The following is a 14,579-nucleotide window of genomic DNA, read 5'->3' as shown; positions in this document are numbered from 1 at the left end:
TTTTTATTCAAAGGCAGGTATTAGATACACCGGGTAAAACCTAAAAAACAAAATGAAGAGCTATCAGCCCATCGCAGACCACGCTACTGCATATATAAAAAAAAACAAATCAACCTCTTCTTTCATTTCTTATCTGCGGCTTTTTCTGGCCATTGCCGGGTTATACATTCTGTTTGTTATCATTAGAGACGGGTCTTCTGTTGTGCTTGTTACAGGCGCCGTTTTGGTGCTTGCCTGTTTTTTGTTTTTTGTGAACTATCACCAGAAGATTATTGAGCGCATAGAATTTCATGAGTCTATGCTCAAAGTCTGCGAAAAAGAAACAGCGGCTGTAAATGGTGTCTATGACCAGTTTGAAGATGGAAAGGAGTACCACGATAAGTCACATTTTTTTTCGTTCGACCTTGATATATTCGGAAGGCATTCGCTATTTCAGTTACTGAACCGAACCGTTACGCAGTCGGGCAGGGATACGCTGGCCCGGCAGTTGAAATTCCCTTTTTTGCAAAGACAAGCCATTGAAGATAGACAAACGGCCATTGCCGAACTAGGCAATAAAGTAGCTTGGAGGGTTGATTTTCTTGCAACGGGCAACCTGCTTGAAAAAGACGAAAAGAGATACCAGGAGCTGCTTAAATGGCTAAAAACAGAACCCGTTGATTTACTGGACAGATACAGATTTTTACTTTGGCTGGTGCCGGCCATCAATGCCATTTTATTGGGCTTGTGGTTGTTTGATATAATTACGTTCAGGGTATGGCTGCTCACTTTGATAGCCCAATCAGTTTTTTCTTTTGTGAATCAGAAGAAACTGAGCTCACTTTATTTGAATATCAGCAAAAATGCTTCTAATCTGCAGAAATACACAGAGTTGTTCAAGTTGATTGAGAATGAGCCATTTTCTGCTACTTTATTGAGTAGCCAACAGGCAGAACTGTCAAAACCTGTGCAGACATCGGTTATTATTCAAAAACTGGCTACAGTATCGGCCTATTTTGCCATTCGTAACAGTGTATTTGCCCCAGTTTTGAATGCTTTGTTTCTGTGGGATTACCAATGTGCGCACCGTTTTGAAAGCTGGAAAGTTCAGTACAACGATTCAATACTGAATGCCTTTACAATACTGCATGAATGGGAAGCGCTGATAAGCATTGCCTGCTTCAACTTTGCCAACGATGGCTACACGGTGCCTCAGATTTCAGACACCGTGATACTTGATGCCACACAGTTGGGGCATCCGCTGCTAAAAAAGGGCAAAAGCGTAAACAACGATTTCAGCATTAATAAAGAGGAGCAGATATTTATCGTTACCGGAGCCAATATGGCGGGTAAAAGTACTTTTTTACGTGCCATAGGTGCTAATATGATATTGGCTATGACAGGCGCGAACGTCAGAGCCGAAAGGTTTGTGTTTAAGCCGATGCAGGTTTATACCTGTATGCGCATCTCTGATTCAATAGATGAGGGCGAGTCATATTTCCATGCCGAATTGCTCCGCTTGCAACAGGTTGTAAACCTGCTGGCGTCGGGGCAGGAGTTATTTGTGATTCTGGATGAGTTGCTAAAAGGCACAAATTCAAAAGACAAGTTGCGGGGCTCTGAATTGTTTCTTGAAAAGCTGGTGCAGTATAAAACTGTTTTTGGCATGATAGCCACACATGACCTGGACCTAACGGCCATGGCTACGCAGTATCCTGAAAAAATAAAGAATATCTGTTTTGAAATAATTATAGAAAACGACAAAATGCGGTTTGATTACAAGCTGAGAGCAGGCGTAACTCAAAACATGAATGCCTTGTTTCTGATGAAACAGATGGGCATTGTGTAGTTTATCTCTTGAAACTTTTAAACCAGCTCCATACTTTCATCATAATTACACCAAATACCGCTTCTCTGAAAATCTTGGTCGACATCTTCGAAACTCCTTTGGTGCGGTCGGTAAAAATAATAGGTACTTCAGTGATATTGAATTTATAAAGGAAGGCGTTAAATTTCATTTCAATCTGAAACGCATAACCAACAAATGTAATTTTGTGTAGCGGTATGGTTTGCAGTACTTCACGCCTGTAGCAGATAAACCCGGCGGTAGGATCCATTATTTTCATACCTGTTACAAATCTTACATATACGCCTGCAAAATAAGACATTAGCACACGCCCGATAGGCCAGTTAACAACGTTTACACCCTTGATATACCTTGAGCCCACGGCCACATCAAAACCATCTATTTTGCAGGCTTTGTATAACCTTACCAGGTCTTCAGGGTTGTGCGAAAAATCAGCATCCATTTCATAGATAAATGCATATTTTTTTTCGATAGCCCATTTAAAACCATGTATATAAGCAGTACCCAGGCCGAGTTTTCCGCTGCGCTCAACCAGATGCAGTTCGTTCGGAAACTCCTTCTGTAACTCTTTCACCTTAAGGCCTGTACCGTCAGGAGAACCATCATCAATTATCAGAATATCAAATGCTTCATCCAGATTGAAAACTTTTCTGATAATGGCTTCAATGTTCTCAATTTCGTTATAAGTGGGTATAATAACCAGGTTGTCTTTAAACATTTACTTTTATTTGTGTTGCGGTTGCTTCAATCTGTTTTTATTTGTTTTTTCTGCTTTCGTTCGTCCAGAATATTCAGGGTTTCGTCATACACTTTCACCATCAGTCCCGGATTCTTCACGTAAAATTTATAGCTGTTTTTATACTGTGCAGTATCTACTTTGTATTTGGCCATTATTCGGCGTTCCAGTTCAACATACGCCACCCGGGTTGAATCATAATCATTAAAAGTGAGCCTGTTTACCTTAGCCTCTGTCAGGTGCACATCTGCCAGAATCTTGGCCATGGTTTTCATGTCAATTACATCTGCCGGTATTTTGGGGTCTGGTATACATGAAGCGAGCGCTGAAATAAGAGCTAAATGTAAGATTATTTTTTTTGTCAGCATTTTCACTTTATCTTCGTTTTCAGATTAAACAACAAATTACGGAAAAAAATAAGAGATTGAGTACGTTAAAGTTTGTTAATCGATTAAAAAGAATGGTAAGTAAATTCTGAAAGACAGGTGGTTGAGGATATCATTTCGAAATTAAATAAGTACGAAATTAAGATACGCAAGGCAGTAGACTCACAAATGCACGGAAACTTCCGGTCGGTATTTAAGGGTTCAGGCCTTGAGTTCAGCGACTTGCGTACCTATCAGTATGGAGATGATGTACGAGCCATAGACTGGATTACCACCGCCAAAGGCCACGGTGCCTATGTGAAGATTTTTAAGGAAGAAAAAGAGCAGACGGTCTTTTTTATGCTCGATGTGAGCGCGTCGCAGGAGGTAGGAAATAACGGCCAGCTGAAGCTGGATACCGCCAAAGAAATATGCGGGGTGTTGTCGCTTTCGGCTATTAAAGAGGCAGGGCATGTAGGGCTATATTGTTTTTCTGACCAGAAAGAGCTGTATTTTAAACCATCTAACGGTATGAAACACGGCTACGAAATTATTCTGAGTCTGTTTAAAATGAAGCCGCTTTCGCAGCAGACCGACATAACGTCGGCCATCGGATTCGCACTAAACATCTTAAAGCGCCGGAGCGTTGTTTTTCTGATATCTGATTTTCTGGACAACAATTATGAGCATAACCTGAAAGCCCTTGCCCGTAAACATGACCTGGTGGTGATACACATTTATGACCAGCGGGAAATAAAGCTGCCAAGCTTGGGGATTATCCCGGTTTTAGATAAAGAAAGCAAAAAAACGGTGTGGCTCAATACTTCATCTCCCAGATTCAAACGGGAAATGAAAGAGATGTTTGAAAATAATCAGGAACGGCTGGAAAAACTCTGCAAACAACATAATGCCAATTATCTGGCCATTGACTCACGCGAAGATTATGTTTCAAAGCTTATACAATTGTTCAGAGTCAGAAAATAACATCATGCGGGGTAATCGTCTGTTTTATACAAAAGAAATTCGGTGGGCTATGCGCATGGTGCTAGGCACGCTTTTTTATTTTGTTATGTGTGCCGGAGCAGACCTGTTTGCGCAGAAACCCAAAGGCCGTTTTCTGACGGATAGTGTAGAACTGGGCCGCCCTTTTGACTACGCCCTGAGTTATAAACATGCTCCTGCAGAGGAGGTGTTCTTCCCCGATACCACCTATAATTTCTACCCCTTTGAAATGGTACGGCGCAATTATTTTACAACCAGTACCAATAACAACAAGAGCCTCGATAGCGTAGTGTATACGCTGGTAACCTTTGATATCAGCAAAACGCAGAAATTCAGCCTGCCTGTTTATTTATTTGGTAAAAAAGACTGCACGGCTGTTTTTGCGAGCCTCGATTCGGTTTTTCTGAAGGAGATGATAAAATCAGACACCGACTCGCTCTCTCTAAAAACAGACACAACGCTGATGCCCTTGCAGCAGCAGGTTAATTATCCGAAAATTCTGGGATACATCTTGGGTTTGCTGTGCTTTCTGGGCATTATATATGCACTTTTTGGCAAATGGATTGAGAAACAATACAGACTTTTTCTTTTTAGCCGGCGTCATAAAGATTTTGTGAGCAGCTACCGTAAAATTGCACGCGGCACATTAGACAGCGCTAATATTGCCAGGGCATTGGTTATGTGGAAAGAACACCTGGAATGGCTGGAAGACCGGCCTTATACCTCATACACCAGTAAAGAAATTATCAACAGGCTGCCAAGCGAATCGTTAGAGGAGTCGCTTAGGGATGTTGACACAGCAATTTATGGGGGGATCCTTTCTACCTATATGCCTTTAGCAATGAACGTTTTGTTAGACACGGCTGTTGAATTATACCGGAAACGCAGAGAAGAACTAATTTTGAACTCATAAATAAGGGTATCTCCGGTTAGGTACTCGGTTATTAAGCACAGCATTTTTAATTATGCAAAATCCTATTTTAATTTTTGGAGCAGGCTCGCTCGGCAAGATTACCCTCGATATTTTCAACCGAAACAACGTATTGGTATATGGTTTTTTAGATGATGACAAAAAACTGCATAATACCGAAATAGGTGAAATTGTAGTTTTGGGAGATACAGACGATGACGGTTTTCTGAAAATTATTGGCCAGAAAACCGAAGCTTTTGTGGCCATTGGCAACACAAAAGTTAAAAAGAAACTGGTAGAGATACTGAACGAGCGCCGCAAAGTAATGCCCGTAAACGCCATTCATGACCGGGCGGTGGTATCAGAAGAAGCCATTATCGGGCATGGTAATCTGGTTATGGCCAATGCAGTTATTAACCCGTTTGCCAAGGTTGGCAACCATTGTATTATACAATCGGGTGCGGTAATTGATGCAGAAACTCAGGTAGCCGATTTTGCAAACATTGGCGCAGGCGCTATTATAAACACAAATGTAGATATAGCAGAGGGCGCGTTTATAGGTTCGGGTGCCGTAATTGTTACCGGCATCAGAATCGGTAAAAATGCCCGGGTGGGGGCTGGCTCGGTGGTGGTAGAAAACGTGGCCGACAACGCCACTGTTTTTGGCAACCCTGCACAGAAAGTCTAGTTTATCTTTGCATAATTTTTTTCTCCGGCTTCTATTGCCACCTTCAGGTGATTTTCACGCGGAGGTATCGGGCAACTGAAGCCATCACCAAAAGCGCAGTACGGATTATAGGCTTTGTTGAAATCAAGAATGATAACGTCTTTTTCAAGCTGATTCATACGTAAATCTATATATCTGCCGCCGCCGTAAGTACCCTTGCCGTTGGTCTGGTCTTTGAATGGTATAAACAGGTAGTCACGATACTGTTGTATACGTTGTAAATCAGGAGAGCGATAAACGGCAAGGGTATAATTCTTCCCATCCAGCCTGAAGGTCAGTTCTCCGAATTTTGTGTACGTTCTGGTTTCGCCCGTAGTAGTCGGTATCTTGAATGGCTTGCCGGCAGTAGTGGCTGTAAACTGGCATTCTACCCTGTATTTCTCGTCAGGTTCGTAAAAGCGCAGATATTGAAAGTCTTCTTTTTTTACCGGCGAAAACTTCGACTTCAGAAATTCTTCCTTGTAATTTTCCCTGAACTCTACAATTTCCGTTTTAAAATCCTGTGCAAATGTATTCAGCGCAAAAAACATGAATACATAGGCCAATGTGGTAGTTATCCGTATCATAGTTTTACAGTTTTTATGAAACATCTACGGTGTTTTCATTAGTAACAATTGGCCGGGCTATTGGATTCACCAAACGGGCAATAAAAATACTGATAAATATCATACTTATGGCAAAGTACCCTACATAGGCATAGTTTTCAATATAGCCCGAGGCGGTTTTATGGATTATAAAACCGCCTATATTGGCTGCCAGCGCCTGTGCAAGCAATTGCAACGAAGAGTTGATAGCCATAAAGCTACCCCTTTGCTGCGGATTAACTACGTTTGATATAATTGCCTGTGTAGGAATCAGCCTGCCGTTTGAGAAGACAAAGAAAATACCGGCTACTAATAAAACTGCCCACACCGCGCCTGAAAACATATTGGTGATAAGGTAAATAGGAATCATAGACAGCAACGCAAAAACTACAAATACAGGGTACTTGCCTCTTTTGTCGGCCAGTTTGCCTACCATGGGTGCTGTAAAAATGGTAAGCAGCCCACCAACCAGATAAATAAGAAAGATATTCTGCTGGCTAAAACCTACATTTGCCACCAGCGTCGGAGAAATGTACGGAATAATACTGAAATGCCCCAGCATGATGGTAGTTGAGAGCCAGAGGGCTTTCATCTGGTTCGGATTATTCCATATATTGGTTATTACATTCAACGGATTAGGCTTGGTTTCTCTGTTTTTCAGATGTTTGTCAAGATTGGGTACGAAACGGATAATGAGAAAAATAACCACAATACCCAGAAACCCTACTACCAGAAATGGCGTGTGCCAGCCAAATTTAGCGGCCAGAAACAAACCTGAGGGTATGCCAACCACAGAGGCAACAGAAAAAGCAGTGGTAATATAACCTACGGCAGTAGCCCGGCGTTCGTAATCAAAGGTATCAGCTACGATAGACATCACCTGGGCGCCGATAAGACCGCCGAAAGTACCTGCAATGATGCGTGCAATAATAAGAAACTGGTGCGTAGGGGCAAAGGCACAGGCAAATGTACCTGCCACAAAGCCAATATAGGCAAAGAGTACTACTTTTTTGCGGTCATAATTATCTACAAAAAAGGCAGCCAGAAAACCCGAAATACCCGCACTGAGCCCATAAGCTGAAACAATGAAACCAAAATGACGGGGAGAAATATTGAAAATCTGCATTAATTGTGGCCCCAGAGGCATCATAATCATGAAGTCCACAATGTGTGTAAAATTAATGCAGGCCAGTATAAAAAGTAGTAGTTTTTCTTTTGAACTCATTTTGAAACATATTCAGGGTCTATTTGTCAACGCAAACAGGCCCTGGCTGGTTCATTATTTGTTGCTGTTAGCCAATTGGCTATCCATACTGTTCACTGGTATTTTGCCTTGCACGCTCCAGGCTCCGTCTACAAAGAACAACTGCCCGGATACAAAGCTTGAATCGTCAGAGGCCAGAAAAACCGCAGGGCCTACCATTTCTTCCGGCTCACCGGTTCTGCCCAAAGGTACCACGCCACCCCAGTTGGTACGGTAGTTGGGGTCTTCTCTCAGGTTTCTATCTACATTAATTGGCCCGGGGCCAAAGGTATTTACTCTGATATTGTAAGGTGCCAGTTCTACTGCCATTTGTTCGGCCATGGCGTGTATACCACCCTTGCTGGTTGAATAAGTAATGAGGTTTTTAACACTTAACGCAGCACAGATACTTGAAATGTTAATAATACTGCCGCCGCCGTTGGCGCGCATAATTTTGGCTGCCTCTATTGAGCAGAATAACGTACCTTTCAGGTTTACGCCCATTACGGTATCAAACACGGCTTCGTCTGTTTCAAAGAAATCACTCCAGCCGGTTATGCCAGCATTGTTTACCAGCACATCCAGTTTGCCGTATTTTTGGGTAATCAGCCCAAACATTTCTCTGATTTCAGCCACCTTTGAAATATCCGCATAAATCACTTCAGAACGCCTGCCCATAGCCTGTATTTGGGCAGCCACTTCTTCGGCATAAGTGGCGCCTGCTATTTCGTTTATAATTACGTCGGCTCCTTCCCGGGCAAAGCCCAGGGCTATGGCTTCTCCAATACCTCGTCCGGCTCCTGTTATAAGGGTAATTTTATTTTTTAATCGCATGGTTGAATAGAAAATTGAAAGCCAAATGTAATAAATTTTAAAGACGATGAGGGGCCGGATTGCTAAAATTACTAGGGCTGCAAAAACAAAGAGGCCACCTGAAAAGGCAGCCTCTGCGTTTATAAAAACCAAAGACCTTAGTTCAGAAACTCATAAATACCTGCCACGCCTTGTCCACCGCCTACGCAGGCACTTACCATACCATATTTTTTGTTCTGACGGCGCAGCTCGTTGATAATCTGTACCGATAAGCGGCCACCGGTTGAACCCAGTGCATGGCCTAAAGCAATTGCACCGCCGTTCGGGTTAATTTTGTTCAAATCTAAGTCAAGTTCTTTAATAACTGCTAACGACTGAGCAGCGAAGGCTTCGTTCAGCTCAATGATATCAATATCATTTTGAGTTAAGCCTGCCTGTTTTAAAGCCAACGGAATAGCAGCCACAGGGCCTATACCCATTATGCGTGGCTCAACCCCTGCCGAAGCATAGGCCATCATACGTGCTATAGGTTTAAGCCCTAAGTCGTTTACCATCTTCTCTGACATTACCACAACAAAGGCAGCTCCGTCAGACGTTTGTGAAGAGTTACCTGCCGTAACGCTGCCACCCATGGTAAACACAGGCTTAAGTTTAGCCAGGGCCTCAAGGCTAGTGTCAGCACGGGGGCCTTCGTCTTTATTTACTACATATTCTTTTGTTTTTTTCTTACCGGTCGTTTCGTCAAAAAACGTTTCTTTAACGGTTATTGGCACTATTTCTTCATCAAACTTGCCTGCTGCCTGTGCGGCCAGTGCTTTCTGATGCGAATAGTAAGAGAAACGATCCTGCTCATCGCGTGAAATATTAAATTGTTGCGCCACCTGTTCGGCCGTTAAGCCCATACCAATGTAGTAGTCGGGGTGCATGGTGGCCAGGTTATAGTTCAATGCGGTTTTCCAGCCCATGGTTGGTACCAGCGACATTGACTCTGTACCACCGGCAACAATACAGTCGGCCAGGCCGGCATGTATTTTGGCAGCAGCAATGGCAATGGTTTCAATACCAGAGCCGCAGTAACGGTTTACAGTAACACCCGGTACACTTTTGCCCAATGCCAATAAAGATATGTAACGCGCCATTTGCATTCCCTGTTCGGCTTCCGGTACGGCGTTACCTACAATAACGTCGTCTACCTGTGCCGGGTCAAGGTTAGGTATGCTGGCCATCAGGTGTTTAATTACCTCAGCGGCCAGGTCGTCAGGGCGTGTAAAACGAAATACACCTTTGGGTGCTTTGCCGACAGCACTACGGTAGCCGGCGACTATATATGCATTCATGTTTTGTTCGTTTTATAAAGCTTTCTGCAAGGGTAAAAGCTCCTTGCCAAAAGGGAATTAGTTCAATGAAACTTTAGTGATTAATTTCTTGGTGGTTTACCACCGCTCAGTAGCCCCTGCATACGCTCAAGGGTTTTCTTCTCGCCGGTTAGCGATAAGAACGCCTCTCTCTCCAGATCAAGCAGGTATTGCTCAGATACTTTCTGAGGGTAACTTAAATCACCACCACAAATAACATAAGCCAGTTTTTCGGCAATTTTTGCATCATGGCGAGAGATGTACTTGCCCATCAACATGCCTTGTATGCCAGCTTTAAAAAGCGCCAGACCGGTTTTACCCTGCACCTTAATATCGGTGCGCATTTTTGGCTGGGTATATCCGCCTTCGGCCAGTTTAATGGCTTCGTATTTCGCTTCGGCAATCAGTCGGCTGCGGTTCAGCACTATCCGGTCTTTACCGGCTTTCAGGTAGTTCATATCAAAAGCTTCCTGAGCCGAGGTTGAAACCTTAGCCTGGGCAATATTCATAAATGCGCTCTGCAAAATGTTTAGTTCGATATCACCTGCCTGATACATGTCAGAGCAGCGAACCGCCATTTCTTTGGTACCTCCACCGGCTGGTATCAGCCCTACGCCCAGTTCAACCAGCCCCATGTAGGTTTCGGCATGCGCTATTACTCGGTCGGCATGCAGGTTTAGCTCGCAGCCACCACCCAGAGCAAGGCTGTGTGCAGCCGTAACTACAGGTATAGAAGAGTAACGGGCACGCATCATGGTTTGCTGAAACTGCGCTATCATCAGGTTGATTTCGTCATATTCCTGCTCAACTGCAAACATAAACAGCATAGCCAGATTGGCACCTGCCGAAAACGCCTCGTTAGAGTCATTGCCAATTACCAACCCTCTGAAATCTTTCTCTGCAACGGCATAGGCTTTGTTGAGTCCCTCTACCACTTCCGGGCCAAAGGTGTTCATTTTTGAATGGAATTCTATACCTGCAATACCATCACCCAAATCAAACAGGGTTGAGCCGGCGTTTTTCCAGACAACGTTGCTTTGGCGAAGGTTATCAAGAATGATGAACGATTCTGTTCCTGGAATGGTCTTGTAAGTCTTACTTGGTATATCATAATACTTACGCTGGCCGTCTTCTATTTTATAGAAACTTTCAAATCCTTCTTCCAGCATTTCATAAACCCAGGTGGCCGGTTTCATGTTTACTGTTTCCATGATTTTCAGCATGTTGCGTACACCTATGGCGTCCCAGGTTTCAAACAGACCTATTTCCCAGCCGAATCCGGCACAGATGGCCTCATCAATGCGGTAAAGTTCATCTGAAATCTCGGGGATACGACGGGTTGCATAGCGGAAGAAATCAGCAAATGTTTTTCTGTAAAATTCTCCGGCGTTGTCTTTACCATTCAGTAAAACCGAAAAACGTTTTTTCAGGTTATTGATACTTTTGGTGCTTTCAAGCGTGGCAAATTTTACCTTCTCAGATGGTTTATATTCAAAAGTTTTCAGGTCTAGTGCCAGAATAACCGTTTTGCCGCTTTCATCTTTGGTTTTTTTATAAAAGCCTTGTCCGGTTTTGTCGCCCAGCCATTTGTTTTTCTGCAACTTGGCCATAACTGTCGGAAGCTGGAACGCATCCTTTGATTCATCGACACGCAACACTTTCGACAGGTTATTACAAACGTTGACGGTGGTATCAAGCCCTACGATATCAGACAGGCGGAACGTGCCTGATTTCGGCCTGCCAACAACCGGGCCAGTCAGTTTATCTACTTCTTCAACGGTCAGCCCCATGTCTTCGGCTGCTCTGATGGTTTGCACCATGGCATATATACCCAGACGATTGGCGATAAATGCCGGTGTATCTTTGCAAAGCACAGTGGTTTTACCCAGAAAGAGGTCGCCGTATTTCATCAAAAAGTTGACTACCTCAGGGTCAGTATCTCCTGTAGGAATAATTTCCAGTAAACGCAGATAGCGCGGAGGGTTGAAGAAGTGCGTACCACAGAAGTGCTTACGGAAGTCTTCTGAGCGCCCTTTGGCCATTAGCTGAATAGGTATGCCAGAAGTATTGGATGTAACAAGCGTACCGGGTTTACGGAACTCATCCACTTTTTCGTAAATCGCTTTTTTAATATCCAGCCTTTCTACAACTACTTCAATAACCCAATCGTAATCGGCAATTCTGGGCATATCATCATCAAAATTACCCAACGAAACCAACGACAGCGATTTCTGGCTGTAAATGGGCGAAGGGCTTGCCTTTACCGCAGCCTGAAACAGGTCTGTCACAATACGGTTACGAATACCCGGCTGGCTGGTAAAAATTTCACCATCCTTTTCGGCATCAGCCGCTTCTTTTGGTACCATGTCTAGCAATAGTACTTCCACACCGATATTAGCGAAATGCAGGGCTATTCGGCTTCCCATAATACCTGCACCTAAAACAGCTACTTTTTTTATACTACGATTCATTTTTGATTGAATATTATTTCTTAATCTTAAATGGTTTCTTAACTCTGTTATAATTGATAAAACTCAGTTTTATGTCTGAAACCGAATGTCGTCTGTTTTAACTCCTGCCTAAACGTAATCAAATAAGCAAAAAATTCTCACTATCAGCAACATTCTCCGCTCAAATTATACTACTAATCGACGGATTCAGGTTTTCGGAATCCAGGCCCATATCATTTCAGCTACAGCCACTTCTTCTTCCGTTTCGTCAGTAATTTTAACTGCCACATTCACATCTCCTTTTACAGTTTCGCGAATCTGGCTTATTTGCTGATCAGTTAGGGTGGCTACTGCTTTTTGATTGCCCAGGCTTCTTTTAATATACTTTACAGACATACTTTTCATCAGTGGTATGCTGGTGTCGGGTATATTCATACCTACAACCATGCCCGTGGCGGTTTCTGCCAGAAGTGAACTGGCTGCTGCGTGTATCTGTCTGATATGATTCTGAACCCTGGGTTTATTTGGAAGTGTAATTACGACCTCGCGGCAACTCATTTTATTGAAATGTATGCCGGCAGTGCCTACAAATTTAACGAGCCGGCCGATGGAATAATCTCGTACCTTACCTTGCAGAAAAACGGGTAGTTTCTGAATCTTTGCAAGGTTTCGGTTAAGAAAATTGTTAAATTCCATCAATTTTGAGCAAAAGATTTATTGATATTTGATGCTGCCAGAATTTTGGACATCTGATTTGCGCCGTGTAAAAATAGTATGCAAGCATAATTTTTTACAAAGATACAGCAAAGTAAATATTATGAAAGAATAAGAATGTAAAATTTATTATAATAAATTTCCGAATAATTATATAATAAAAATTTTTAGCAGCAGAAGTATTTTTGAAACCATTTTTTTGCGCCAATGGTTTTTAATAACAGCATTCAATTACAACACTCTACTGTTTATTGTTTTTATTGATTTGTATTATTCGATAAAAATTAAATTCATTGTTATGGAACTTATACCCATTGAAAGACGCAGCAACTTAAGTCGTGAAGAGTTCATAGAAAATTATCTGAAGCCTAAAAAGCCGGTTGTATTTACCGACCTTGTAAAAGATTGGCCAGCTTTAGATAAATGGACTTTTGAATGGCTCAAAAAAAATTACGGACACATTGAAGTGCCGCTGTTTGACAACCACGTGCATGACACCAAAACTTATTTTCAGGCGGCAAAAACAATGCCTTTTGGCGAGTACCTGAGCCTGATAGAGAAAGGACCGACCGACCTCAGGATTTTCCTGTTCGATATTTTCAAAAAAGTACCTGAGCTTGCCAACGATATCCGTTTTCCTACTATTATGGACGGTTTCCTGAAAAGCTATAAATTCATGTTCTTTGGCGGGCAGAATTCAGAAGTGAATCTGCATTATGATATGGACTGCTCGCACGTGTTTCTGACACAGTTTCAGACACGTAAGCAAATCATTCTTTTTCCGCCTGAAGAGAGCACAAATCTATATCACCACCCGTTTACGGTTCAGAGCCACGTGCATCCGCTGAAACCCGATTTTGACAAATACCCGGCGTTTAAAAATGCCGTAGGCTATGAGGCCACTTTCGGGCATGGCGAAACCGTGTTTATTCCTTCTCTATGGTGGCACTATATTAAGTACGTAGATGGCGGTTTCAGCCTTGCCTTGCGTGCCAATGACTCAATATTTACTACCGTAAGAGGTGGCTGGAATCTGGTGCGCCACACATTTGTGGATAAAGGAATGACCAAAATGCTGGGTGGACAGTGGAAAGAGTGGAAAGAAAATAAAGCCAGAGAAAAAGCAGCTCAGGCATTACAGGAAGCCTGATAGATGAATAAAGCGGCATTAAGAGCAGCGTACCTGCAAAAAAGAAAAGAACTTTCGGGTACCGACAGCCAGACTTACTCGCAACGAATCCATGATTGGCTTTTTAAAAGTTTTCCTGTTCATAATTATGCGGTTATTCATACGTATCTGCCCATAAAAAAAAAGATTGAGGTTGATACGCAGTTGGTTATAGATACGCTCAAGCAGGATTTTAAGGCCGGTATAGTTGTTCCTAAAAGCCATGATGACGGCACCATGACTAATTACTGGCTGAAAGATGATACTATACTGCTGGAGAATAAATTTGGTGTACCCGAGCCTGTTAACTGCTCACCATTGACCGTTAATGCACAAGAAATTGATATGGTTTTAATACCTCTGCTGGCTTTTGATAAACGAGGTTACAGAGTAGGATACGGTAAAGGCTATTATGACCGTTTTCTGACCAGATGCAGGCCTGATGTAGTGAAGATTGGCGTGTCTTTTTTTGACCCCGTAGAGGCCATTGATGACGTGAATGATACTGATATAAAGCTCGATTATTGTATTACACCTAACGGAATTTGGAGCTTTTAAAATATTTTGGATTATTCCAAGAAAAACAAACAAAAAAACTTCTATTTTTGTAATTCCATAGCCCCTTTGAAAATTGGGGCTTTGCTGTAAATATATGTCTAACTAAAT

14 protein-coding genes are annotated in these 14,579 nt (G+C 42.6%); 6 read left to right on the top strand and 8 right to left on the bottom strand.

The annotated features are described in order from the left end of the window. Positions 1 to 52: 52 nt before the first annotated feature. A complete protein-coding gene (locus tag MB380_RS18010) occupies positions 53 to 1,828 on the top strand; it encodes a MutS-related protein (RefSeq protein WP_253529356.1) in 1,776 nt (591 codons plus the stop codon). Position 1,829: 1 nt separating this feature from the next. Here MB380_RS18010 and MB380_RS18005 read toward each other — a convergent pair whose 3' ends face one another. Beyond that, positions 1,830 to 2,564, bottom strand: a complete 735-nt coding sequence (locus MB380_RS18005) for a polyprenol monophosphomannose synthase (protein ID WP_101728064.1) — start codon at positions 2,562 to 2,564, stop codon at positions 1,830 to 1,832. Between the two features lie 26 nt (positions 2,565 to 2,590). After that, positions 2,591 to 2,950 (bottom strand): DUF4296 domain-containing protein, encoded by a 360-nt coding sequence (locus MB380_RS18000; protein WP_253529354.1) that lies wholly within the window; start codon positions 2,948 to 2,950, stop codon positions 2,591 to 2,593. A 117-nt stretch (positions 2,951 to 3,067) separates the two neighbouring features. Between MB380_RS18000 and MB380_RS17995 the strand changes: the two genes are divergently transcribed. The 3 genes from MB380_RS17995 to MB380_RS17985 are packed head-to-tail and all read left to right on the top strand — an operon-like array spanning position 3,068 to position 5,547. Then, a complete protein-coding gene (locus MB380_RS17995; protein WP_101728062.1) occupies positions 3,068 to 3,931 on the top strand; it encodes a DUF58 domain-containing protein in 864 nt (287 codons plus the stop codon). Positions 3,932 to 3,935: 4 nt separating this feature from the next. After that, positions 3,936 to 4,862 carry a hypothetical protein gene (locus MB380_RS17990; protein WP_253529351.1) on the top strand — a complete coding sequence of 309 codons (927 nt, stop codon included), beginning with the start codon at positions 3,936 to 3,938 and terminating at the stop codon, positions 4,860 to 4,862. Between the two features lie 52 nt (positions 4,863 to 4,914). Further along, positions 4,915 to 5,547 (top strand): acetyltransferase, encoded by a 633-nt coding sequence (locus MB380_RS17985; protein WP_253529342.1) that lies wholly within the window; start codon positions 4,915 to 4,917, stop codon positions 5,545 to 5,547. On the opposite strand, the gene MB380_RS17980 is transcribed toward MB380_RS17985, so the two are convergent. The 6 genes from MB380_RS17980 to MB380_RS17955 all read right to left on the bottom strand — a co-directional run bounded on the left by MB380_RS17980 (position 5,544) and on the right by MB380_RS17955 (position 12,727). After that, on the bottom strand, positions 5,544 to 6,152 hold the full coding sequence (locus MB380_RS17980) for a DUF1684 domain-containing protein (RefSeq protein WP_253529340.1): 609 nt from the start codon (positions 6,150 to 6,152) through the stop codon (positions 5,544 to 5,546). The two genes, MB380_RS17985 and MB380_RS17980, sit on opposite strands and share 4 nt — an antisense overlap. 13 nt (positions 6,153 to 6,165) lie before the next feature. Then, positions 6,166 to 7,395, bottom strand: a complete 1,230-nt coding sequence (locus tag MB380_RS17975) for an MFS transporter (protein ID WP_253529338.1) — start codon at positions 7,393 to 7,395, stop codon at positions 6,166 to 6,168. A 54-nt stretch (positions 7,396 to 7,449) separates the two neighbouring features. Continuing rightward, positions 7,450 to 8,247: an SDR family NAD(P)-dependent oxidoreductase gene (locus tag MB380_RS17970; RefSeq protein WP_253529336.1), complete on the bottom strand. Its 798-nt coding sequence runs from the start codon at positions 8,245 to 8,247 to the stop codon at positions 7,450 to 7,452. Between the two features lie 137 nt (positions 8,248 to 8,384). Then, the gene (locus MB380_RS17965) at positions 8,385 to 9,563 is read right to left on the bottom strand and encodes an acetyl-CoA C-acyltransferase (RefSeq protein WP_253529333.1); all 1,179 of its coding nucleotides are present in this window, start codon (positions 9,561 to 9,563) and stop codon (positions 8,385 to 8,387) included. A gap of 80 nt (positions 9,564 to 9,643) precedes the next feature. After that, complete coding sequence (locus MB380_RS17960; protein ID WP_253529331.1) at positions 9,644 to 12,052, bottom strand: 3-hydroxyacyl-CoA dehydrogenase/enoyl-CoA hydratase family protein; 2,409 nt, start codon at positions 12,050 to 12,052, stop codon at positions 9,644 to 9,646. A 186-nt stretch (positions 12,053 to 12,238) separates the two neighbouring features. After that, positions 12,239 to 12,727, bottom strand: a complete 489-nt coding sequence (locus MB380_RS17955) for a DUF4442 domain-containing protein (protein ID WP_253529329.1) — start codon at positions 12,725 to 12,727, stop codon at positions 12,239 to 12,241. A 316-nt stretch (positions 12,728 to 13,043) separates the two neighbouring features. Here MB380_RS17955 and MB380_RS17950 point away from each other — a divergent pair, with 316 nt between their 5' ends. After that, complete coding sequence (locus MB380_RS17950; RefSeq protein WP_253529327.1) at positions 13,044 to 13,895, top strand: cupin-like domain-containing protein; 852 nt, start codon at positions 13,044 to 13,046, stop codon at positions 13,893 to 13,895. 3 nt (positions 13,896 to 13,898) lie between these two features. Further along, a complete protein-coding gene (locus MB380_RS17945) occupies positions 13,899 to 14,471 on the top strand; it encodes a 5-formyltetrahydrofolate cyclo-ligase (RefSeq protein WP_253529325.1) in 573 nt (190 codons plus the stop codon). Positions 14,472 to 14,579 lie beyond the last annotated feature (108 nt).

This window comes from Emticicia sp. 21SJ11W-3 (assembly GCF_024138715.1).
Lineage (GTDB): Bacteria > Bacteroidota > Bacteroidia > Cytophagales > Spirosomataceae > Emticicia > Emticicia fluvialis.
The sequence above is the reverse complement of the archived record's forward strand: the minus strand, read 5'-3'. Positions and strand labels throughout refer to the sequence as shown.